Below are 23077 nucleotides of genomic sequence, written 5' to 3' on the forward strand. Positions count from 1 at the left end.
ATATCTATATCATTATTTATTTTTTGAATTAAATTTTTGTCTGATAAAAGCACCAAATAAGTTGAAGCTAAGTGTTATAACTACAAGTATAAATAGTGTTCCATTGATAAAAGATGATGGCATATTAGGAACTTGTGTAGATATAACATATAGGTGGTATGGTAATGCCATTACTTGATCCCAATATGAAATTGGTAAGAATGGTAGATAGAAAGCAACTGCTGTAAACATTATTGGAGCTGTTTCTCCAGCTGCTCTAGATATACTTAGAATAACTCCAGTTAAAATTCCTGGCATAGCTGCTGGTAAGATTACCTTAGTTATTGTTTCCCATTTTGTAGCTCCAAGAGCAAGAGAAGCTTCTCTTAAATGATTAGGTATTGCAAGTAGAGATTCTCTAGTAGCTGTAATAATAACTGGTAAACACATTATTCCCAAAGTTAATGAACCAGAAAGTATTGAAACATCAAATCCTAAGAAAATAACAAATAGTGCCATACCAAATAATCCATAAATTATACTTGGAATACCAGCAAGGTTTATTATTGTTAAATTAATGATTCTAGTTAGAAAATTATCTTTAGCATATTCTACTAAATAAACACCAGTAAAAATACCAAATGGAACAGCTACAATGATTGTTCCAAGTGTTAAGCAAAGGGTTCCAACTATTGCTGGAAATATTCCTCCAGCTCTCATTCCGTCAGTAGGCATCTCACTTAAAAATTCCCAAGATATTGCAGGAATACCAGTATATATTATATAACCAATTATTAAAAATACAGGAACTACAGCAACTAAAGTCATTATTTTTATCAATATTTCTAAAAAATTAGCTTTTGATTTTTTTATAATTAACATTATTTTTCCTCCTAAAATTATAACTCTCTTGCTTTTCTTATAAATTTATCAGCTATGCAGTTAGTTATAAAGCTTATTATGAAAAGTACAATTCCAATTGTAAATAGTGCATAGTAGTGAGTACTTCCTTGAACTACTTCTCCCATCTCAGCTGCTATTGTAGCTGTAAGAGTTCTTACTGCAGAAAGTGGGGTAGTAGCTAAAATTGGAGAGTTACCAGTTATCATGAGAACAGTAAGTGTTTCTCCAATTATTCTTCCAAATCCTAGCATAATACCAGCAAATATTCCTGGAAAAGCAGCAGGAAGAAGAACATTAAAAATAGTTTCTATCTGATTAGCTCCAAGAGCAAGAGAAGCTTCTTTGTAAGATTTATCAAGAGCTTCTAATGAGTCATCTGCTATACTTACTATTGTAGGAAGGGCCATAAAAGCAAGCATTATTCCACCAGTTAAAGCAGTTAGTCCACTAGGAAGATTAAATAGATTTTTTATAGGACCAGATAATACATATAACCCGATAACTCCTAAAACAACTGATGGTATAGCTGACATTGTTTCAATGATAATCTTTAAAAATGTTCTTACTTTAGGAGTAGCATATTCAGCTATATAAATAGCTGTTAAAATTCCAACAGGGACAGCAATAACTAAAGCTACTATTGTTACCCAAAATGAACCGACTAAAAGAGGCAAAAGTCCATATAACTCTGAAAGAGAAATCCATTTTTTCCCAAAAAAGAAATCAGAAACAGAGTATGAATCAAAAAATTTTAATCCATTTACAACTATAAATAAAAATATTAGAAAGATTATAACTATATTTGAAATTCCTATTCCAAATAAAATATGCTTCATTCCATTATCTTTAATTTTTCTAAGACATTGCATAAAAACCTCCAAAAATATTTCAATTACATTAATTTAATAACAAAATAATATTAAAATATTAATGTAAAAGAGATATTAATTCAATGTTAAAATAGTGTAAAAAAAATTTTACATGAAATTTACAATGTCTTAATATTGTCTTAACATGGAAAGAATATATTTTACTCGTAAACGTAAAGAAATGATAAAAATTTAATTTGGAGGGAATAAAAATGAGTATTTTTAAAAAAGGTTTATTAGGAATGTTAGTAGCAGTGGGAATAATTTTAAATACTGATGTAGCAGAAGCTAGATCAAGAGTTATTCAAGCTAAAGGATCAGACACTATATTAAATGTATCTCAATCGATAGCAGAAAATTATATGAAAGAAAATAGAAAAGCAAGAATAGCAGTAACAGGTGGAGGATCAGGAGTAGGAATTTCATCTTTAATTAATGGAACAACAGATATAGCTATGGCTTCAAGAAATATAAAAGCTAAAGAACTTGAACAAGCTAAAGCAAAAGGATTAGAGGTAAAAGAAGTAGTATTAGGTTTTGATGGAATAACAATAATAGCTAATCATGCAAATACTATAAAAGATATTGATGATATAACTTTAGGAAAAGTATTTAGAGGAGAGATAACTAACTGGAAAGAATTAGGGGGAGATGACGCTCCAATCGTTGTACTATCAAGAGATTCATCATCAGGAACTCATGAATTTTTTAAAGAACATATAATAAGAGAAAATAATACTAAAAAAGATTTAGAATATGGACCTAAAACTCTATATATGCCATCTAATGAAGCTATAAAACAAGAAGTTAAATCAAATAAATATGCAATTGGATATATTGGAATGGGATATATGGATGACTCAGTAGAAGCTATAAAAGTAGATGGAGTAGAGGCAAGTGTTGAAAATGTGGCAAGTAAAAAATATCCAATAGCGAGAGAAGTATACTGGTACGTTGATAATGCTGCTTCAGAGGATATAAATAAACTTGTAGATTATGCACTTTCTTCAAAAGGACAAGAGTTAATTAGAGAAGAAGGGTTTGTTCCTGTAAAATAAAATATAAAAGATAAAATAATATCTATAATTTAGAGAGAACTCAAAAAATAGTTAAAAGTTATAAATTTTCTTTTACTTTTTGAGTTCTCTCTTTTATAATTTAAGTATAAATTATAAGATCAGCGGAGGCAAAATGAGAATATTAATAGTTGAAGATGACAAGGAGATACAGGAACTAATAACATATTTTCTTTCCAAAGAAGGATACGAAGTGGATCAAGCAGATGATGGGTTAGAGGGTCTTAAACTTTTGAAAGAAAAACAACATGACTTAATAATATTAGATTTAATGTTACCTAATTTAGATGGAAAAAATTTTACTAAAATAGTAAAGGGAATATCTTCAGAGTATGGTAATCCAGCTATTATTATGTTAACTGCTAAAACAGAAATAGAAGATGTATTAGAAGGTTTAGAAATAGGTGCTGATGATTATATGAAAAAACCTTTTGATCCAAGGGAGTTAGTTTTGAGAGTTAAAAGATTTTCCAAAAAAGAGGAGAGAAGAGAGGAAGAGTTTAAGAAAAAATATGAATTTTTAGATTTGGTAATTGAAGATGATAAGCATAGGGTTCTTTATAAAAACAAGGAGATAGAGTTTTCAAAAAAAGAGTATGATTTATTACTTTTACTAGTATTAAATAAAAATTTAGTTATAACAAGGGAAAAAATACTAGATGAGATTTGGAAGAGTAATTACTATACTGGAGATAGAACAGCAGATGTATATATATCTAAGCTAAGAGACAAACTTCCTGGAATAAGTGAATGTATAAAAACAATAAAAGGAGTGGGATACAAATTAGAAGAAAAGAGATAGCGATATTGATAATGATATTAATATTAGAAGGAATATTTGTAGGTATAAATTCACAAATACTTTCAAATTTATATCAAGAAAGGTCAAAGCAAATTTTAAAAGAAGATACAATATTAGTGAAGTTAGTAGCAGAAGGTAATCCACGTACTAAATATCAAGAGCTGTTTTCAAATAATGCTTTGAGATTTACATTGATAGATTTAACTGGAAAAGTGGTATTTGATTCTAAGAAAACAGAAGAAGAAGAAAAAAGGATGGAAAATCACCTTCAAAGACAAGAAATTCAAGAAGCGATAAAGGAAAAAGAGAGCTTTGTAATTAGATATAGTAAAACTTTTGAGACGGTGATGGCATATTATGCTATTTCTATTAAAAATAGTGAAGGGGAAGAATATATACTGAGGACAGCTAGTGAATATAATAAAGAGCTCATGCAAATAAGAGAGTTTCTTTTGATACAGATCATTTTTTTCTTAATATTAAATTATGTCATACATTTTTTTTATAAAAATTATATAAAAAGAGATTTTTATACTAAAATTAAAAGAATGAGAAAATTTCTTGAAAGTGGAGAGATGGAAAAGATAAATTATTCTAAAGATGAGTATTGGCTTTTTGAATTTTGGGATATTTTAAAAGAGTGGCAGGGAAAAAATTTAAAAAATATTTCAAGATTAGAAAAAGAAAGAAGAATACTTTCTGAAGTTTTACATTCTGCAGATTCGTTTATAGGATTGTTGGATAGTGAAGGTAGATTTATCATAAAAAATACTTCATTAAAATATATAGTAGATCCATATGAAGAGCGTTATTTAGAAGCAATAAAGTATTTAGAATTAATAATTCCAATAAAAAATGGATTGCTGAGTAAGAAAGAGTATAGAGAAGATATTTATATACAGAGTTTGAAAAAATATTTCCTATTTACAATGAAATATTTGGAGTTTAGCAATAGATTTATTATTACGGTTAAAGATATAACGAGTACGAGAGAAGCAGTAGAGGTACAGAAAACATTTATAAACAATGTAAGCCATGAATTAAAAACACCACTTACTAATATAAAAGGCTACTTAATAGCTTTGGAGGATGCTCCTGAGATAATGAGAAGGAAGTTTTTAAATACTATTAAGACAAATGTTGAAAAATTAGAAAATATAGTATTAGATTTTTTGAATATTTCGAAGATAGAAAATTCAAACTTAGTTAATATTTCACAAGTTGGAGTTGAGAAGTTAAAAAAAGAACTTTTGGATATTCTTTCAGTAAAGATATATGAAAGAGGAGCTAAAGTGGAGTTTTTATTTCAATTGACTGATGGAAGAGATTACTTAAAAGTAGATTTTGAGAAGATAGTTATGATATTAAAAAATCTTATTGAAAATGGGGTAATATACAATAAGAACTCTAATCCAAAAGTAGTGGTTCAAGTATTAGAAAAAGGAGATAGATATGAGATAAGTGTGATAGATAATGGTATAGGAATACCTATTTATGAACAAGATAAAGTTTTTGAGAGATTTTATAGAGTAGATAAAGCTAGAACAAGTAATCTAGGTGGAACTGGGTTAGGGCTTTCAATAGTAAAGACTCTTATTGAAAAATGTGGTGGTGGACTTATAATAGATTCTAAAGAAGAAAAAGGAACAAGATTTTCTTTCTATATTTTAAAATAAAGTATGGACTAGAGTTATAAAAATATGGTATTATTTAATGGTGTATAAAGTACAGAGAAAAGGGGTAAAAAAATGGTAAAAGTAAAACATGTAATAACAGCTTATAAAGCACAAATGAATCCACAAGTGAATGGAGTTATAGATATATTTGGAGAATTTGATAATCTTATTCAACCTATGTTTCCATTTCCAATGGCAAATCTTTCAGTAGTAGTAACTGTAGAAAATTTACAAAGACCTACTATGTTTGAGGTAAGACTTAATGCTCCAGATGATACATTAATAACTAAAGGAGAATTTGGAATTTTACCAGATCCATTTGGAGTGGGAAAGAAAATTTTAGATTTAGAGAAGTTTCTAGTTGGAGAAAGAGGAAAATATACAATAGATATATTTGAAAAAGTTGCTGAAGATAAGGTTAAATTTCTCTCAACAGAGGACTTATTTATAGCTGATTATCCACCACAAAGAAGGATGTCTGATGAAGAAAAAGCTAAGATATTAGAAACTGAAGGTGTAATTAAAACTGTAAGAACAGAATTTAAAGCTGGTGAAGAAGTTATAAAGCTTCAACTAAACTTGGATAAAAATGCACCTATAGATGAGGGACATATAGCTATTCCAGCCAATGATAGATTAACAGTAGGAGATAGAATTTTTGATCTAACAGGAATTAGAAGACAAATAGAGTGGCTATTTGGAAATCCATTACCAAAAGCTCCAGAGAAAAAGGAAGAAAAAGCTAATAAAACAGTTGAAAAAGAAGAAGAAGTTAATAAAACAGTTGAAAAAACTGAAGAAAAACAATAAAAAATCCTTGACATAATTGAGGAAAACTAATATAATAGTAAGGTATATTAAACCTTTCCCACAAAGGACCGTTGCGTTATATTAGAGAGATATAACATAATTCAGGAGGAAATTTTAAAGTGAAAAAGTATACTTTTATGCAAAGAAAAGAAGATGTTGTTAGAGAATGGCATCACTATGACGCTGAAGGAAAAATATTAGGAAGATTAGCAGTTGAGGTTGCTAAAAAATTAATGGGTAAAGAGAAGTTAACTTTTACTCCACATGTTGATGGAGGAGACTTCGTAGTAGTTACTAACATTGAAAAATTAGTTGTAACTGGTAAAAAATTAACTGATAAAAAATATTATAATCACTCAGGATTCCCAGGAGGAATAAGAGAAAGAAAATTAGGAGAAATTCTAGAAAAAAAGCCAGAGGAACTATTAATGCTAGCTGTTAAGAGAATGCTTCCAAAGAATAAATTAGGAAGACAACAATTAACTAGATTAAGAGTATTTGTTGGAGCAGAGCATGCTCATACTGCACAAAAACCAGTAAAGGTAGAATTTTAATAGGGGGTAAATGACAGTGGCTGAAATGATTCAATATAGAGGAACTGGTAGAAGAAAAACTTCTGTAGCAAGAGTAAGACTAATTCCTGGAGGAAAAGGAATTGAAATAAATGGGAAAACTATGGCTGATTATTTTGGAGGAAGAGAAATCCTTTCTAAAATAGTTGAGCAACCTTTAGCTTTAACTGAAACTTTAGATAAATTTCAAGTTAAAGTTAACGTAATTGGAGGAGGAAACTCTGGACAGGCTGGAGCTATAAGACATGGAGTAGCAAGAGCTTTAATATTAGCTGATGAGACTTTAAAAGGAGCTTTAAGAGAAGCTGGATTCTTAACTAGAGATTCAAGAATGGTTGAAAGAAAGAAATACGGAAAGAAAAAATCAAGAAGATCTCCTCAATTCTCAAAAAGATAATTGCATGGAATTATATACCTCACAAACTCAATGTTTGTGGGGCTTTTTTCTTTATCTAAGATTTTAAAAAAATGAGAAAAATGGCACTCGTAGGTAACAAGTAGCCAACAAGTAGGTAACAAAATTATTTTTCTTTAACTAGCTAAAAATAGTACTTTGTAAAGAATTTTTAAGGAATCTTAAAATTTTGATAAATTAGAAATAAATATGTTTTAAAATTCTTTAAAAAATATTATTTAACTCAATAAAAAATGGAAATCTATATACCTAGAAATAGATATATAAATTTCCACAGTAGAACTATTTATTTAATTTTTTCAAAGCTATATCAATAAGCTTTTTACTATAATCTGCCATAAATAGAGGTATATTTAGTAAATCATCATCAAGAGTTAAATTATCAAAAGAAAATCTTACTCTTAATTTTATATCATCTGAATACTTTTCTCTGAATTTAAAAAGACTTCTACTCTTAGTATTTTTCTCAGCTTTAACTTCAATAGGGAAAACATCATTCTCATTTTGAATGATAAAATCTACCTCATATACATTATCAGACCAATATCTAGGAGAAACTTCAAATTGAGGGATTAAGCTTTGAAGGATATAATTTTCTGTTAAAGCTCCTTTAAACTCTGTGAATAATCTATTTCCTTCTCCAAATGCTGAAGGGGAAAGAAAAGATAATCTACTAAGTAATCCAACATCAACTAAATATATTTTAAAAGCTGATAAATCATCATAGGCAGATAGTGGTATTCTAGGAGCAGAACTTCTAAATACTTTAGTTACTAAATTAGCATTTACAAGCCATTGTAAAGCATCTTCATACTCTCTTGCCCTTGCTCCTTCTTTAACAACCTTATAAATAAATTTCTTATTCTCACGACTTAATTGAGAAGGAATGGATTTCCATATCATTGAAATTTTAGGAAATTCTTTAACATTTGGGTATTTAGCAAAATCTCTTTCGTATGCTTCAATAATATTATTTAGACTTTTTACTATCAATTCTGTATCTCTCTCTTTAGTCCACATATATACAGGCTCTGGCATACCACCAGTGATATAATACATTTTTAATTTTTCATATAAAGGATTATAAAAAGCATCTGGTATTTTTTCAATATCTTCTATACTATCCAAAAAAAGTTTTAAATTTTCGTCTCCATTAGCTATTAAAAATTCACTAAATGTCATAGGATAAATATTTAAGAAGTCAACTTTACCAACTGGAAAAGATGAGGGCTTAGCTAATGTTATTCCTAAAAGAGAACCTGCACAAGCTATGTGATACTCAGGAGCATTTTCATAAAAATACTTCAAAGAGTTAATAACTTCTGGGCAATCTTGTACTTCATCAAATATTATCAAAGTATTGTGTGGTTCTATTTTTTGATTACTTATTAATATTAGATTTTGTAATATTCTGTTTATATCCTTTGTTGTTTCAAAAAATTGACGATATTCCATATTTTCATCAAAGTTGAAGTATGCGACATTCTCATAACATACTTTTCCAAATTTTTTTAAAATCCAAGTTTTTCCAACTTGTCTAACCCCTTTTAAAATAAGAGGTTTTCTATATTTAGAATCTTTCCATTTTATCAAATCATCTAATATAAATCTTTTCATTATTACCTCCAAACTTTCTTTTTTTATATTATATCACATTATTTTATAGAAAAGTGTGGAAAATTACACATTTTTTTAAAGAATATTGTGAAAATTTCCACATAATTTATTATTTTATTAATTCTACATTTTTTTCTTAACTCTTCAATATCCTTATGAGTATAGATTTTTTCAGTAGTAGCATAGCTTTCATGTCCTATCATCTTCTTAATAGCTGTAGCATTTGCATTAGCATTACTGAGAAGAGTAGCAAAGGTATGACGGCAATCGTGAGGTCTATGTTTCATATTTAGTTGCTCCATAATGGGAATGAATATTTCTTAGCTTGAAAGGAATAACTGGTAATACATGGAAAGATATAATTATAGAAATCAAAGGTAAAATATTTAAGATATATAATCAATTTGAGGAAATAATTACTCCTATTTTATCAGAAAGTGAAAGTAAAATATTTAAAAGATTACTCAATAAAGAAAGTGATGAAGGAGAATTAAAAACTGCATTATCATTCTTAACACTATTATTATACAAATATTATAATCAAAAGGTAATTGTATTAATAGATGAGTATGATTCTCCAATAATATCAGCTTCTGAAAAAGGTTATTATACAGAGATGAAAGATTTTTTAAAGGCTTTCTATGGAGAGGTACTTAAAACTAATGATTACTTACAGATGGGAGTTCTTACAGGAATAATAAGAGTAGCTCAAGCAGGAATATTTTTGGACTTAAATAACTTTACAAACTACACAATATTAAATAATGAGTATAGCAATAGTTTTGGATTAGTAGAAAATGAAGTGAAAGCTATGTTAGATTATTATGATATAGGTTACGAGATGCCAGAAGTAAAAGAGTGGTATGATGGTTATAGTTTTGGAAAAGATGAAATATACAATCCTTGGAGTATTTTAAAATATGTACAAAGTAGGGAGTTAAAATCTCATTGGGTAAATACTTCTGGAAATGCTTTAATATTAAATATGTTATTAGCCTCAAACTCAACTGTATTTGATAACTTAAATGATTTGATAAATGGTAAGGATATAATGGTATATATCAATGAAAGTATAAGAATGGGAGATAACCTTTCTCCTAATAATATTTGGGAGATTATGTTATTCTCTGGATATTTGACGGTTAAAGAAAAACTTAGTGAAACAATGTTTACCTTAAGAATACCTAATAAAGAAATACAAAAACTATTTAAAGGTTTATTTGTAGATGCTATTTTTAGAGAGAGTAATTAGGGGGATTTTTATATGCTTTAGATGATTACTATATAATGCATCCTAATATGGAGAGTGGTTATGGTAGAGCTGATATAATATTCACTCCAAGAAATAAAGCTTGGGCAGGATATATTTTAGAACTAAAAAGAGCTAATACTAATGATATAGAAAAAGAAGCAGAAAAAGCTTTTAATCAAATAGAAGATAAAAAATATGAAACTCTATTAAAGAAAAACGGAGTAAAAGATATAGTAAAAATTGGTTTAGTTTTTGATGGGAAAAAAGCTATAGCTTATTATTAAAAAGAGAAGTTATTATCATTGATAATATAGTGTTAATGAGTTACTAAAATAGTGGAGGGTAAAATCTTTCACTATTTTTTAGTATAATAGGGTATAATATAGAATTTTATTATGTTCTATGATATAATCAAAGGAAGAAATATAGACTAAAAATGGAGGATATAGCATGAAAATAGAGAAACTTAAAATCCAAAACTTTCGTTGTTATGAGAATATAGAGTTAGAATTAAAAGATAACTATACAGTTCTAATTGGAATAAATGGAGCAGGTAAAACTACTATTTTAGATGCAATCTCCATAGCTTTAGGTGGTTATATTTCTAATTTTGATGGAATGGGAATACATGGAATCAGTAAAAGTGATTCTCACTATAAAATGTATGAACTAGGAAGTAGAATAGAAAGAGAGCATCAATTTCCTGTTAAGATTTTTGCTGTTGGAAAGATAGGTAATCATGAGATAGAATGGACTAGAAGTCTAAATAAAGAAAATGGAAGAACTACTAATATAGGAGCAAAGGAAATTATAGCTTATGCAACAGAGATACAGGAAAAAGTAAAATCAGGAAATAAAGAGGTGATTTTACCACTAATAGCTTATTATGGAACTGGTAGACTTTGGATGCAAAAAAGAGAAAAAAATAGTAAAAAGAGCCAAGAAAATTTTTCTCGTTTAAAAGGTTATATTGATTGCTTGGATTCTGCTTCTAATGAAAAAATGATGTTAAGATGGTTTGAGAAAATGACCTATTTAGAATTACAAGAAGGGGAAAAAATTCCAGAACTTGAAGTTGTAAGAAAAGCTTTAAATAATACTTATGAAATAATAGATGAGAGCATAGAGAAAGCTAATTTTAATTATAAGGTTAAGAGTGGAGAGCTAGAAGTTAGTATTAAAAGAAAAAATGGAACAGTAGAAAGCCTTCCACTTAGAATACTTAGTGATGGTATAAAAAGTACTATGAGTATGATAGCTGATATAGCATATAGAATGGCTATATTAAATCCTCAACTATTAGATAACATTTTACAAGAAACTTCTGGAATAGTTCTTATAGATGAAATAGATATGCATTTACACCCAAGTTGGCAAAGCAAGATAATAAAAGTTTTAACTAAGACATTTCCAAAGGTACAATTTATATTTACAACACATTCTCCTAGTGTATTGTCAAATATCTCCAATGAAAATATCTTGATTTTAAATAACTTAGAAATATATAAATTAACAGATAAAACTTATGGAAGAGATATAGAAAGTATAGTTCATCAAATAATGAGAACAGAAGTTAGACCTCAAGAGATAGTGGAGAAATTGAAAAAATTTAATAATCTATTAGATGAAGGTAAGATAGATGAAGCAAAAAAATTATTAGAGGAATTAGAAGAAGTATTAGGACAAAATGATACTAATATCATAGATGCAAGAATTTCACTAGATTTAGAAGAAATGGGTATATAACAATGATACTAATTAGAAAAAATCGTATTCCTTCATCTTTAGTTGAATATAAACGAACTATAAATGCTTCCTTTGATAATTTATCTAAAGAAGTAAAAGATAAATTGAGAACTTCTTTATTAAAAGAACAAGGATATATTTGTGCTTATTGTATGAGAAAATTGGGAGATGATTCTTCGAAAGTAAAAATAGAGCATTATGTTGCAAGAAATGAGGAGAATGAATTAGAATATAAGAATTTACTTGCTGTTTGTAAAGGAAATGAGGAAGAATCTTTTGAAAGACAGACTTGTGATACAAGAAAAGGTAATAGAGAAATAAAAATAAATCCTCAAGCAAATAGTGATATTTTAACTATTAGTTATACAAGTAATGGAGAAATAAAATCAAGTAATTCAGATTACCAAAAAGACTTTGATGCTACACTGAATCTTAATGATATTTTTGGATTAGTAGAGGCTAGGAAAGAAGCTTTAAATTCACTAAAAAGAAATCTTAGTAAAAGCAAAACTCATTTAACAGAAGATACAATAAGAAGAATATATACACGATACTTAGAAGCAGAAATAAAAGAGTCATATGTTGGAATATTATTATGGTATCTTCAGAAAAAAATAAGATAAATTTGAGTTTATATAATTATTTGCTAAAATGCTATATAGAATTAAAAATAAGGAGTTGAAAAAATTGCTAGCTAAAATTGTAAAAGATACATTACAGCAAGATGAGAGATTAATTGAAAATGATGAATTTAATATGATTAAATTTTTTGATTTATTGGAAAAATATGATACAAAAATATTAGAATTATTGTATCAAAATGAGGAGATAAAAAATAAATTTTTTTTAGAAATAAATGGAATAAATATTTTTAAACAAGAAGAGTTTAAATTTTTTATTCAACAACAAAAACCTTTTAAAAATGGTTGGACAAAATTAAAAAATAGAATAGGATTATGTGATGGAAAGTATTTTTTACAAGATACACAAGATATAGTTTTAAATTTTCCATTTAAAGATTGTATTTTAGAAGGAGGACAATCAACAGATGAAGGAATAGATAGTTATTTTAACTACGAAATAACTGAATTTAAAGACCAAGAAAAAGCAAATAAGGTAGAGCTAGTTGGAAAAGAAACTAAGGTAAAAGTATCAGCTAGAGGAAAAGAAAATTATGTTATTTCTGGATTTAAAGAATACAAAACTAAAAGAAAAGAAATATTTTTTAATGAAATTTTAGCAAAAGATGAGATAGATAGATTATTAGAAAGAAAAGCTTTTACTGGTTGGAAAAAATATTCAGAAACTGGAGAAGAAATCATTGAAAATATAAGAAGAGATGAAAATGGAGTAATTAAAGAAAATTTAATAATTAAAGGAAATAATCTGTTGGCTCTTCATAGTTTAAAAAAAGAATTTAATGGAAAAATAAAATTGATATATATTGACCCACCATATAATACAAAGAATGATAGTTTTGCATATAATGATAACTTCAATCATTCGACTTGGTTAACTTTTATGAAAAATAGACTTGAGGTAGCGAGAGAACTTTTAAGAGAGGATGGATTTATATGTATTCAAGTTGATAAGAATGAAGTTCATTATTTAAAAGTTCTTATGGATGAAATATTCGACAGAGAAAATTTTATAGCTGATATTTCTATAAAATCGTCAAATATTTCAGGAAATAAAACTTCTCATAAAGAAAAGACAATTTTAAAAAACAAAGATAATTTACTTGTTTATTCAAAAAATTATTATAACATATATATACAGCCACAATATATTAAAAAAAATGATTGGGATACACATTATAATAAGTTTTTAGTTCAATATGAAAATAAAGGAAAAATAGAATATAGAATAGAATCTTTTAAAGATATATTGCTTGCTAATAAAATAATAGATGAAAAAGATAAAATAACTCCACAAAGTAACCAAAATGAACTTTTTAATAAATTTGTTTTTGAAAATAGAGATAAAATTTTTCGTTTTGTTAATTCTATTTCTCCAGAATTAAAAAAATTGAGTATATTAAATCCTAATAAAATTGTAGAGAAATATAATGAGAAAACTTTAAAAACTGAAATGGCAATAAATGGACAACGTATTAATAAATTAGAGAAAACTTATAACTTAGTTGATGGTGATTTAGTACAAGCACAATTAATAGGAGATTTTTGGTGGGATTTAGACTTTCAAAATACACAAAATGAAGGAGGTAAAGGTGTTTCTTTACCAAATGGACAAAAGCCTGAAAAATTAATGAAAAGAATAATAGAAATGTTCACAAATAAAAAAGATATAATTTTAGATTTCCATTTAGGAAGTGGAACAACTTGTGCAGTAGCTCACAAACTTGGAAGACAATATATAGGAATAGAGCAAATGGACTATATTGAATCTTTAAGTGTCCAACGTTTAAAAAATGTAATTGAAGGAGAACAAGGGGGTATTTCTAAAAATATTAATTGGCAAGGTGGAGGAGAATTTTTATATTTAGAGTTTGCTAAATATAATGAAGAAGCCAAAGAAAAAATAAAAAATTGTGAAACTTCAGAAGAATTAGAAAATTTATTCGATGAATTGTACAATAAATACTATTTAAATTATAATTTAAATATTAAAAATTTTAAAAAGTTAATAATAACTTCTGAATATAAAAATCTTTCACTAGATGATAAAAAGAAAATGTATTTATCAATGCTAGATTTAAATAGTATGTACATTAATTATGAAGATATGGAAGATGATAAATTTAAGTTATCAGATAGTGATATAAAATTAACAAAGCAATTTTATGGAGGAAAATAAATGTATCTCTATGAAGAATTAAATAATGCTAAAAAATATGTGTCAATAAAAATTTCAGATTATATAACTTCTAATTTAAAATATGAATTGTTTTTTTGGCAAAAAGAGGCACTAGAAAATCTTATTTTATTGGAAAGTAAAGAAGTTAAAAATCATTTAATGTTTAATATGGCAACTGGAAGTGGAAAAACTTTAGTAATGGCATCACTTATTTTATATTATTATATGAAAGGGTATAAAAATTTTTTATTTATAACAAATCAAAATAATATAATAGAAAAAACAAAGTTAAATTTTTTACAAAGTTATTCCAATAAATATTTATATAAGGATAAAATTATTATAGATAATAAAGAAGTAAAGATAAAGGAAGTTGATAATTTTAGTTCAAATATTGATGAAAATACTATTGAAATAAAATTTTCAACACTACAACAGTTATACTTAGATATAAACCAAGAAAAAGAAAATCAATTAACATTAGAAGAGTTACTTGATAAAGATATTATAATTTTAGCAGATGAAGCACATCATTTGAATAGTAATACAAAACAAGGAAATTTAAGATTTAAACCTGAATCTCTTGAAGGAAAAGGAATTAAAGAAGAAGATGTAGAGACTTTTGGTTGGGAAAATATGGTTAGAGAACAACTTTTAGAAAAAGAAGGAGCAACTTTAAGAGGCAATAAAAATAAATTAATAGAATTTACTGCAACAATACCAACAGAAGAAGAAGTTGTAAGAAAATATACAGATAAAATTGTATATAAGTTTGATTTAAAAAGATTTCTTCAAGAGGGATATACAAAAGAAATAAATTTAATTTCTTCAACTTTTGATAAAAAACAAAGAATAATTCATATGCTTTTAATAAATTGGTATAGACATGACATTGCATTAAAAAATAATATTCCTAATTTTAAGCCTGTAATTTTGATTAAAAGTGAAAATATAGAAAATTCAACAGCAGATTATAATAGTTTCTTAGAAATTATAAAAAATATAACAAATGATGATTTTAAATTTTTAGAGATATTAAAAAATAAAATAATTGGAATTAATGAAATTAATCAAAATGGATACACTATAACAGAGAAAGTCTTAAATAAATTAAATGGGAATTATGATGAAGTTGTAAAATATATAAAAAATAATTTTAAGGAAGAAAATATAATTGTAACAAATTCTAAAATAAACTTAGACTCTTCCACTGAAATAAAATTAAATTCACTAGAAGATCCAAATAATATCATAAGAGTTATTTTTACAGTGGATAGATTAACTGAAGGATGGGATGTTCTAAATCTTTATGAAATTGTAAGAATGAAAGAAACTCAAAACTCAGGAGGGAATAATAAAGGAAAATCTAGTCCTACAACCGTAGAAGAAAAGCAATTGATTGGAAGAGGAGTAAGATACTACCCATTTGAATACTTAGATAAAGAAAAAAATAAAAGAAAATTTGATAATGATATTGAAAATGAATTAAGAATGTTAGAAGAATTATTTTATTATACTTATGATGAAGAATCTAGATATATAACAGATTTAAAAAATGAACTAAAAAAAGATGGTTATATACCTGAAAATAGTGAAAAAGTACAAAAAAAATTTGGTTTGAAAAATAGCTTTAAAGAAACTAGATTTTATACTGATTTCAAAATAATGGGAAATAAAAAAGTAAAAAATGAAATAACTAGAAAGATGACATTAGAAGAATTAAAAAGTACAAAAATTGAGATAAAACTAAACTATAGTTTAAAAGAAGAAGATAAAATTTTTGATAATGAAAGACATTTAGAGTTAGAAAGTGACATTCATCAATTAGAAATCAAGATAAAAGATATACCTAAACATGTATTTTTTAAAGCTTTAAATCGATGTATAAGTGTAGATAAAAATATATTTAAATTTGAAATTTTAAAAAATAAATTAGGAATTAAAACTGTTGATGAGCTTTTAAAGGATGAATATTTAGGAGAATTTAAAATATCAATTAATTCAAAAAATGTTTCTTTGGAAAGTATTAGTGGAGAAGATTTTTTGCAAATAACAGAAAAGGGACTGAAGAAAATTTTTTATGATTTAGAAACTAATTTTTATGATGAAAGAGGAACTGAATTTGAACCATTATATTCTATTGAAGAATTATTTGGAAAAGAAAAAGTAAAAATAATAAAAAAAGAAAATATAGATAAATCTGCTTCTTTAAATTCAGAGTTAGTAAATAGACCTTGGTATGTTTTAAACTCTTTTGTAGGAACAAGTGAAGAAATATCTTGTATAAATTTTTTGAAAGAAAATTTATTTTTATTAGAAGAAAAATATGAAGAAGTTTATTTATTGAGAAATGAAGAGATTTATAAAATATATGATTTTAGTACAGGAAGAGGATTTCAACCAGATTTTTTACTATTTTTAAAAGAAAAGGGTAATAAAAAGTATTATCAAATTTTTATTGAACCAAAGGGAAGTCATTTATTAGAAAATGATGAATGGAAAAATAATTTTTTAAAAGAAATAACAAAACGTTATGAAAATAAAAATTTATTTGAAAATTATACTATAGAAAGTGAAGAATATATTTATAGAATAGTTGGCTTACCTTTGTATAACACAGAGAAGAATGAAGAGTTTAAAGAAGCTTTTGAAAACATAATTTAAGAAAATTTAAAAATATCTAAAAATACCCTTGTAGGTAACACATAGGTAACAAAAGGTATATTTATACCAATAAAATCAAGGATTTCAAATTCTCAAAAAGATAATTGTATGGAATTATATACCTCACAAACTCAATGTTTGTGGGGCTTTTTTCTTTATAAATTATTTTCATGATTCTATATTTTTTCTAGCTTTTCAATATATTTATGAGTATATATTTCTTTAATAGATAGTAAAATAGAGAGTATAGAAAAAGAGCTTGAGGGATTAAAAAAGTTTAAAAAAGGATTATTTTAAGAGTTAGTTGAAGAAATCAGTAACATATGTTACTGATTTTTTTTGTAGTATATAATATAATGTTTACGAAAATAGAAAAGATTAAATGGAGGAGATTATGAGATATATACATGAGAATATGACACTATTAGAGATATGTGAAAAATATCCAGAAAGTATAGAATTTTTAGAGTCAAAAGGATTTAATAATTTGAATAATGAAAGTATAAAAAGTATGTTAGGAAAGTTGAGCTTAAAAAATGCTTTAGTATCTAAAAAAATAAATGTAGAAACTTTTGTAGAGATGCTAAATGAATTTATTAATCAAAGTAGAGACAGTGTAGATATTACGATGAAAAAAAATATTGTTAAAGATGAAGAAATAACAGTTATGGGACTTTTACCTTGTCCAATAAGAATACCACTATTAGAAGGTTTTACAAAATTTTTAGAAGAAAACCCAGATATAAAAGTAAAATATGAATTAAAAGCTGCATCAGCTGGACTTGATTGGCTAAAAGATGATGTCATAAAAGCTAATCATCCTGAAAGGTTAGCAGATATATTTATATCAGCAGGTTTTGATCTATTTTTTGAAGAAAGACTTATGGGAAAATTTAAAAAAGAACACATATTTAAAGACATCACAGGTATAGAAAAATATAATAAAGATTTCCAAAATGAAGAAATTTCTTTAAAAGATCCAGATGGAGATTATTCTATGTTAGGAGTAGTGCCAGCTGTATTTTTAGTAAATAAGAATATGTTAGGAGATAGGGAGATACCAAAATCTTGGGCAGATTTATTAAAACCAGAGTTTAGAAAATCTGTAAGTTTACCAATATCAGATTTTGATTTATTCAATTCTATTTTAATAAATATAAATAAAAATTATGGAGAGGAGGGAGTAGCAAATTTAGGAAGAGCTTTATTAGAAAATTTACATCCATCTCAAATGGTAAAGTCGGATAAAATGAAATCTAACACTCCGACAGTTACTATTATGCCATATTTCTTTACAAAGATGATAAAAGCTGATGGACCAATGGTACCAGTATGGCCAAGTGATGGGGCTGCAATTTCTCCAATATTTATGCTTACTAAAAAGGATAAAGCAGAAAAAATAAAAAAACTTGTAGATTATTTAGCAGGAGAAGAGGTAGGAAAAGTATTTTCACATCAAGGACTATTTCCTACTGTAAATCCAAATGTAGATAATAGAATAGAAGGAAAGAAATTTATGTGGTGTGGTTGGGATTACATACGTAATAATAATATCGGCGAAATATTAGAGAAAACAAAAGATATATTCTTTAAAGCAAGTGAGGAGGAATAAGATGAATTTAGTAACAATATCAGGACCACCATCATCTGGAAAAACTTCCTTGATAATAAAGACAATAGAGAGTTTTAAACAAAGAGGGATTAAAGTAGGAGTAGTGAAATTTGATTGCTTATATACTGATGATGATAAATTGTATGAAAAAATAGGAGTTCCAGTTAGAAAGGGTTTATCAGGTTCTCTATGTCCAGATCACTACTTTGTAAGCAATATTGAAGAAGTTGTAAAATGGGGGATAGAAGAAAGTTTAGATGTCCTTATTACAGAGAGTGCGGGGCTGTGTAATAGGTGTTCACCATATATAAAGGATATAAAGGCTGTATGTGTAATAGATAATCTAAGTGGTGTGAATACTCCTAAAAAAATAGGACCAATGTTAAAGAGTGCAGATATAGTAGTAATAACAAAGGGAGATATAGTATCTCAGGCAGAGAGAGAGGTTTTTTCATCAAGAGTAATGTCTGTAAATCCTAAGGCTACTATTATGCACGTAAATGGACTTAATGGACAGGGAGCTTATGAATTTGGAACTCTTATTTATGATGAGGATGAGAAGTTAGAAAGTCTAAAGGGAAAAAGTTTAAGATTTTCTATGCCATCAGCTCTATGTTCTTATTGTTTAGGGGAGACTAGAATTGGAGAGGAACATCAGATGGGAAATGTTAGAAAGATAGATTTAAGCTCTTCTTGTAAAGGAGGAAGTTGTGGTAAGTAGAAAATTTTTGTTAGAGAATAAGTTAAAAATAATTATAGAGAAATATCCTTTTGTAGAGGAGTTTTTAAAGGATAATCAGATAGATATAAAGTTAGAGCTGAATATAGCAGAGATTTTAAATGGTTATGATGAGACTATTTTAGAAGAAAAATCATTAGATAAAGAGAAATTTATAGAAAATTTAGTTGAATTTGTTAATCAAATGATTGAGATACTAGGGATAGAAGATAATAGTATAGAGGAGATGACAATTTTAGCTGGAATAAATAAATTTGGAGAGAAAGAGGAGTTTGGTGAATTTATTATTCATAAAGGGGAGATAATCTCAATAGTGGGTCCTACTGGAAGTGGAAAAAGTAGATTATTAGCAGATATAGAGTGGGGAGCTCAAGGAGATACACCAACAAAAAGAACTATTTTAGTAAATGGGAAACCTCTTGATAAGAAAAGTAGATTTTCATCAAGTAATAAATTGGTAGCTCAACTTTCACAAAATATGAACTTTGTAATGGACTTAACTGTTTATGAATTTTTAGAGTTACATGCTAAGAGTAGAATGGTTGAGAATGAAGAAGAAGTAATTCAAAGAATTTTTGAAAAAGCTAATGAATTAGCTGGAGAGAAATTTAAAATAGATGCCCCAATTACAAGTTTAAGTGGTGGACAATCAAGAGCACTTATGATAGCAGATACAGCAATATTAAGTACCTCTCCAATAGTTCTTATAGATGAGATAGAAAATGCAGGTATAGATAGAAAAAAAGCTTTAGACTTACTTGTAGGAGAGGAAAAAATAGTTTTAATGGCTACACATGACCCTTTACTTGCTCTTATGGGAGATAAGAGAATAGTTATAAATAATGGTGGTATTTATAAAATTATGAATATTACTGAAGAAGAGAGGGGAATATTAGAAGATTTAACAAAACTTGATAATATTATTCAAGGAATGAGAAATAAGCTTAGATATGGAGAAAAACTACAGTTAGACATGTGAAACTTTTATAAATATAATATATTTTAAAAAGATTCTATAGTAGATTTTTTAAGAAAGTAACTATTAAATTTTTAAAATAAAATAGGAGTGGTTTAACACTCCTATTTTATTTATTTTTTATATCCACATTTAGGACAAGCTCCATGTTCATCCAATGAAATTCCACAAAGAGGACAACGCTCTATATTATTTTTAGTTGTAAACTCCGCAGAAGCAGCATTAACTCCACTAGTAAAAGTAATTTTAGCAATATTTAATTTATCTTTTAATAAATCATAAACTATTTTGATCATACCTTCAACTGTTAATGTTTCTTTAGTAACAACTAGACGAGCATCTGGATATGCTGTAGCTAATTCAGTTTTAAATGCAGGTCCTTTCATAGTATTTTGAGGAGCCCCATCTTTAATTCCAGTTTCTTCATAAACTTTTAAAATAGCTGGTAAAAGTGGATCATCTTCTCTTAAAATAAGTGAATGATCAAAGTTTTGTAAAACTTCCCAAGCTGTTTTTTTGATCTCGTTGCAAGGGAATACCATGTTTACCCCTTCATTGACAGAATCTTCTACTTCTATAGTAAGAACTCCAGTATGTCCATGTAAATATTGAGCCTCTCCTTTAAATTTATAAAATCTGTGTGCATATTGTAAATCAAAACTTGTAATACTTCTCATAGTTTAATCCTCCTTTTAAAATATTTTAACTCATTTGTTCTTCTTGATATAAGTATAGCATTAATAAAAAAATAAGTCAATGAAATTTTTATAAATTTGTAATAATTACAATTTAATAATAAAAACAATAATTATATAAATTTGTAAAGAAAAAACACTTGACAGTTTTTGTATAATCTTATATAATATGCTGGTGATATAATGGAATTAGATGAGTTTTTAGAAGTTTCAACCCTATTAGATTATTATAGAAATCTGTTAAGTGATAAGCAGAAAGAATATTTAATTAATCACTTTGAAGAAGATTTATCTCTTTCGGAGATAGCTAAAAATAATGGTGTGAGTAGACAGGCAGTATATGATAATATAAAAAGAGGAATAAAACAACTGAGAGAATATGAAGAGAAGCTAGGATTTCATGAAAGAGAAAAAAGAGTATATAATGAACTCTTAAGCTTGAAAGAAGATTTCAAGAAAGAAAGACTAGATGAGATAATAGAAAAACTATTTTAGCAGAGGTGAATATGTTAGATAATTTAGGCTCTAGGTTTCAAGAGATATTTAAAAAAGTTAGAGGACATGGAAAACTGAGTGAAAGTAATATAAAAGATGCTCTTAGAGAGGTTAAGATGTCTCTTCTAGAAGCTGACGTTAACTATAAAGTGGTGAAGGATTTCACTGCAAAAATTCAGGAAAAAGCTATTGGAACTGATGTTTTAAAAGGAATAAATCCAGGGCAACAGTTTATAAAAATAGTAAATGATGAATTAGTAGAACTTTTAGGTGGAACTAATGCTAGACTTACTAAGGGAGTAAGAAATCCTACTGTACTTATGCTTGCAGGATTACAAGGAGCAGGAAAAACTACTTTTGCCGCTAAATTAGGTAACTATTTAAAAAAGCAAGGTGAAAAAGTTCTGATGGTAGGAGCTGACGTATATAGGCCAGCAGCTATCAAACAATTACAAGTTTTAGGAGAACAAATAGGAATAGAAGTTTATTCAGAAGAAAATCATCAAGATGTTATTGGAATTTGTGAAAGAGGACTTGCAAAAGCTAAAGAGTTAGGTTCTACTTATATGATAATAGATACAGCAGGAAGACTTCATATAGATGAAAAGCTTATGGATGAGTTAAAAGAGATAAAAAGATTAACTAGACCGCAAGAGATACTATTAGTAGTAGATGCTATGATAGGACAAGATGCTGTAAACTTAGCAGAGTCATTTAATAATGTATTGAATATAGATGGAGTAGTACTTACAAAATTAGATGGAGATACTAGAGGAGGAGCTGCTCTTTCAATAAAAGCAGTTGTAGGAAAGCCTATAAAATTTGTAGGAGTTGGAGAGAAAATTGATGATATAGAGCTTTTCCATCCAGAAAGACTTGTTTCAAGAATATTAGGAATGGGAGATGTTGTATCACTAGTTGAAAAAGCACAAAGTGCAATAGATGAAGAAGATGCAAAGTCATTAGAAGAAAAAATTAGAACTCAGAAATTTGATTTAGATGATTTTTTAAAACAACTACAAAATATTAAAAAGCTTGGTTCATTAGGAAGTATTTTAAAAATGATACCAGGTATGGGACAGATTGGAGATTTAGCTCCTGCTGAAAAAGAGATGAAAAAGGTAGAAGCGATAATTCAATCTATGACTAAAGAGGAAAGAAAGAAACCTGAAATATTAAAAGCTAGTAGAAAGCAAAGAATTGCTAAAGGAAGTGGAACAGAAGTAGCAGATGTAAATAGACTTTTAAAGCAATTTGAGCAAATGAAAGCTATGATGAAAATGTTCAGCGGTGGAAAAATGCCTTCATTACCATCATTTGGTGGATTTAAAGGTGGAAAGGGTGGAAAATTTCCATTCTAAA

At 27.1% G+C, this 23077-nt stretch carries 21 protein-coding genes and 1 pseudogene; 17 read left to right on the forward strand and 5 right to left on the reverse strand.

What is annotated here, in order from left to right; translation table 11 throughout:
- Window positions 1–12: 12 nt before the first annotated feature.
- Together pstA and pstC are read right to left on the reverse strand one after the other, a co-directional pair.
- Entirely contained in the window at window positions 13–861 is an 849-nt protein-coding gene (gene pstA, locus DYA59_RS00880; protein WP_115268459.1) for a phosphate ABC transporter permease PstA, read from the reverse strand.
- 17 nt (window positions 862–878) lie between these two features.
- Complete coding sequence (pstC, locus tag DYA59_RS00885; RefSeq protein WP_115268461.1) at window positions 879–1751, reverse strand: phosphate ABC transporter permease subunit PstC; 873 nt, start codon at window positions 1749–1751, stop codon at window positions 879–881.
- Between the two features lie 212 nt (window positions 1752–1963).
- On the opposite strand from pstC, the gene DYA59_RS00890 reads away from it, so the two are divergent.
- From DYA59_RS00890 to rpsI, 6 genes are all read left to right on the forward strand, one after another.
- Entirely contained in the window at window positions 1964–2809 is an 846-nt protein-coding gene (locus DYA59_RS00890) for a phosphate ABC transporter substrate-binding protein (protein WP_172606924.1), read from the forward strand.
- Window positions 2810–2942: 133 nt separating this feature from the next.
- Window positions 2943–3629, forward strand: coding sequence for a response regulator transcription factor (locus DYA59_RS00895; RefSeq protein ID WP_115268463.1), 687 nt, complete (start codon window positions 2943–2945; stop codon window positions 3627–3629).
- A complete protein-coding gene (locus tag DYA59_RS00900; RefSeq protein WP_115268465.1) occupies window positions 3578–5305 on the forward strand; it encodes a sensor histidine kinase in 1728 nt (575 codons plus the stop codon). Before DYA59_RS00895 ends, DYA59_RS00900 begins: the two co-directional genes overlap by 52 nt.
- A gap of 72 nt (window positions 5306–5377) precedes the next feature.
- Window positions 5378–6115, forward strand: a complete 738-nt coding sequence (locus DYA59_RS00905) for a hypothetical protein (RefSeq protein WP_115268467.1) — start codon at window positions 5378–5380, stop codon at window positions 6113–6115.
- A 119-nt stretch (window positions 6116–6234) separates the two neighbouring features.
- Window positions 6235–6669 carry a 50S ribosomal protein L13 gene (rplM, locus tag DYA59_RS00910; RefSeq protein ID WP_115268469.1) on the forward strand — a complete coding sequence of 145 codons (435 nt, stop codon included), beginning with the start codon at window positions 6235–6237 and terminating at the stop codon, window positions 6667–6669.
- Window positions 6670–6685: 16 nt separating this feature from the next.
- On the forward strand, window positions 6686–7084 hold the full coding sequence (gene rpsI / locus DYA59_RS00915) for a 30S ribosomal protein S9 (RefSeq protein ID WP_115271416.1): 399 nt from the start codon (window positions 6686–6688) through the stop codon (window positions 7082–7084).
- 300 nt (window positions 7085–7384) lie between these two features.
- On the opposite strand, the gene DYA59_RS00920 is transcribed toward rpsI, so the two are convergent.
- Together DYA59_RS00920 and DYA59_RS09630 are read right to left on the reverse strand one after the other, a co-directional pair.
- The gene (locus DYA59_RS00920) at window positions 7385–8719 is read right to left on the reverse strand and encodes an ATP-binding protein (RefSeq protein WP_115268471.1); all 1335 of its coding nucleotides are present in this window, start codon (window positions 8717–8719) and stop codon (window positions 7385–7387) included.
- 131 nt (window positions 8720–8850) lie between these two features.
- A pseudogene (locus DYA59_RS09630) lies at window positions 8851–9033 on the reverse strand (tyrosine-type recombinase/integrase); the annotation flags it as partial.
- An 11-nt stretch (window positions 9034–9044) separates the two neighbouring features.
- On the opposite strand from DYA59_RS09630, the gene DYA59_RS00930 reads away from it, so the two are divergent.
- From DYA59_RS00930 to DYA59_RS00965, 9 genes are all read left to right on the forward strand, one after another.
- Entirely contained in the window at window positions 9045–9971 is a 927-nt protein-coding gene (locus tag DYA59_RS00930) for an AAA family ATPase (protein WP_245943697.1), read from the forward strand.
- Between the two features lie 35 nt (window positions 9972–10006).
- Window positions 10007–10255: a PD-(D/E)XK nuclease domain-containing protein gene (locus tag DYA59_RS09515; protein ID WP_245943698.1), complete on the forward strand. Its 249-nt coding sequence runs from the start codon at window positions 10007–10009 to the stop codon at window positions 10253–10255.
- Window positions 10256–10421: 166 nt separating this feature from the next.
- A complete protein-coding gene (locus DYA59_RS00935) occupies window positions 10422–11717 on the forward strand; it encodes an AAA family ATPase (protein WP_115268473.1) in 1296 nt (431 codons plus the stop codon).
- Between the two features lie 2 nt (window positions 11718–11719).
- The gene (locus DYA59_RS00940) at window positions 11720–12340 is read left to right on the forward strand and encodes an HNH endonuclease family protein (RefSeq protein ID WP_115268475.1); all 621 of its coding nucleotides are present in this window, start codon (window positions 11720–11722) and stop codon (window positions 12338–12340) included.
- 64 nt (window positions 12341–12404) lie between these two features.
- Window positions 12405–14534 (forward strand): site-specific DNA-methyltransferase, encoded by a 2130-nt coding sequence (locus DYA59_RS00945; protein ID WP_172606925.1) that lies wholly within the window; start codon window positions 12405–12407, stop codon window positions 14532–14534.
- Window positions 14535–17198, forward strand: coding sequence for a DEAD/DEAH box helicase family protein (locus DYA59_RS00950; RefSeq protein WP_115268479.1), 2664 nt, complete (start codon window positions 14535–14537; stop codon window positions 17196–17198). It abuts the gene before it with no gap.
- 394 nt (window positions 17199–17592) lie between these two features.
- Window positions 17593–18810, forward strand: a complete 1218-nt coding sequence (locus tag DYA59_RS00955; protein WP_115268481.1) for an ABC transporter substrate-binding protein — start codon at window positions 17593–17595, stop codon at window positions 18808–18810.
- A 1-nt stretch (window position 18811) separates the two neighbouring features.
- The gene (locus DYA59_RS00960; protein WP_115268483.1) at window positions 18812–19531 is read left to right on the forward strand and encodes a GTP-binding protein; all 720 of its coding nucleotides are present in this window, start codon (window positions 18812–18814) and stop codon (window positions 19529–19531) included.
- On the forward strand, window positions 19521–20528 hold the full coding sequence (locus tag DYA59_RS00965; RefSeq protein ID WP_407918890.1) for an ATP-binding cassette domain-containing protein: 1008 nt from the start codon (window positions 19521–19523) through the stop codon (window positions 20526–20528). The genes DYA59_RS00960 and DYA59_RS00965 overlap by 11 nt, the downstream gene beginning before the upstream one ends.
- Window positions 20529–20638: 110 nt before the next feature.
- On the opposite strand, the gene DYA59_RS00970 is transcribed toward DYA59_RS00965, so the two are convergent.
- Window positions 20639–21202 carry a 6-pyruvoyl trahydropterin synthase family protein gene (locus tag DYA59_RS00970; protein ID WP_115268485.1) on the reverse strand — a complete coding sequence of 188 codons (564 nt, stop codon included), beginning with the start codon at window positions 21200–21202 and terminating at the stop codon, window positions 20639–20641.
- A 201-nt stretch (window positions 21203–21403) separates the two neighbouring features.
- On the opposite strand from DYA59_RS00970, the gene ylxM reads away from it, so the two are divergent.
- Both ylxM and ffh read left to right on the forward strand, forming a co-directional pair.
- Window positions 21404–21715, forward strand: coding sequence for a YlxM family DNA-binding protein (gene ylxM, locus DYA59_RS00975; protein ID WP_172606926.1), 312 nt, complete (start codon window positions 21404–21406; stop codon window positions 21713–21715).
- A gap of 11 nt (window positions 21716–21726) precedes the next feature.
- A complete protein-coding gene (gene ffh / locus DYA59_RS00980; RefSeq protein ID WP_115268489.1) occupies window positions 21727–23076 on the forward strand; it encodes a signal recognition particle protein in 1350 nt (449 codons plus the stop codon).
- Window position 23077: the final 1 nt, after the last annotated feature.

Origin of the sequence: Fusobacterium necrogenes, assembly GCF_900450765.1 — a bacterium.
GTDB lineage: Bacteria > Fusobacteriota > Fusobacteriia > Fusobacteriales > Fusobacteriaceae > Fusobacterium_A > Fusobacterium_A necrogenes.

Bases quoted from the DNA above. Each gene is read 5' to 3' on its own strand.
- pstA (WP_115268459.1), bottom strand. From the start codon at position 861: ATGTTAATTATAAAAAAATCAAAAGCTAATTTTTTAGAAATATTGATA.
- pstC (WP_115268461.1), bottom strand. From the start codon at position 1,751: ATGCAATGTCTTAGAAAAATTAAAGATAATGGAATGAAGCATATTTTA.
- DYA59_RS00890 (WP_172606924.1), top strand. From the start codon at position 1,964: ATGAGTATTTTTAAAAAAGGTTTATTAGGAATGTTAGTAGCAGTGGGA.
- DYA59_RS00895 (WP_115268463.1), top strand. From the start codon at position 2,943: ATGAGAATATTAATAGTTGAAGATGACAAGGAGATACAGGAACTAATA.
- DYA59_RS00900 (WP_115268465.1), top strand. From the start codon at position 3,578: ATGTATAAAAACAATAAAAGGAGTGGGATACAAATTAGAAGAAAAGAG.
- DYA59_RS00905 (WP_115268467.1), top strand. From the start codon at position 5,378: ATGGTAAAAGTAAAACATGTAATAACAGCTTATAAAGCACAAATGAAT.
- DYA59_RS00920 (WP_115268471.1), bottom strand. From the start codon at position 8,719: ATGAAAAGATTTATATTAGATGATTTGATAAAATGGAAAGATTCTAAA.
- DYA59_RS09515 (WP_245943698.1), top strand. From the start codon at position 10,007: ATGCATCCTAATATGGAGAGTGGTTATGGTAGAGCTGATATAATATTC.
- DYA59_RS00935 (WP_115268473.1), top strand. From the start codon at position 10,422: ATGAAAATAGAGAAACTTAAAATCCAAAACTTTCGTTGTTATGAGAAT.
- DYA59_RS00940 (WP_115268475.1), top strand. From the start codon at position 11,720: ATGATACTAATTAGAAAAAATCGTATTCCTTCATCTTTAGTTGAATAT.
- DYA59_RS00950 (WP_115268479.1), top strand. From the start codon at position 14,535: ATGTATCTCTATGAAGAATTAAATAATGCTAAAAAATATGTGTCAATA.
- DYA59_RS00955 (WP_115268481.1), top strand. From the start codon at position 17,593: ATGAGATATATACATGAGAATATGACACTATTAGAGATATGTGAAAAA.
- DYA59_RS00960 (WP_115268483.1), top strand. From the start codon at position 18,812: ATGAATTTAGTAACAATATCAGGACCACCATCATCTGGAAAAACTTCC.
- DYA59_RS00970 (WP_115268485.1), bottom strand. From the start codon at position 21,202: ATGAGAAGTATTACAAGTTTTGATTTACAATATGCACACAGATTTTAT.
- ylxM (WP_172606926.1), top strand. From the start codon at position 21,404: ATGGAATTAGATGAGTTTTTAGAAGTTTCAACCCTATTAGATTATTAT.
- ffh (WP_115268489.1), top strand. From the start codon at position 21,727: ATGTTAGATAATTTAGGCTCTAGGTTTCAAGAGATATTTAAAAAAGTT.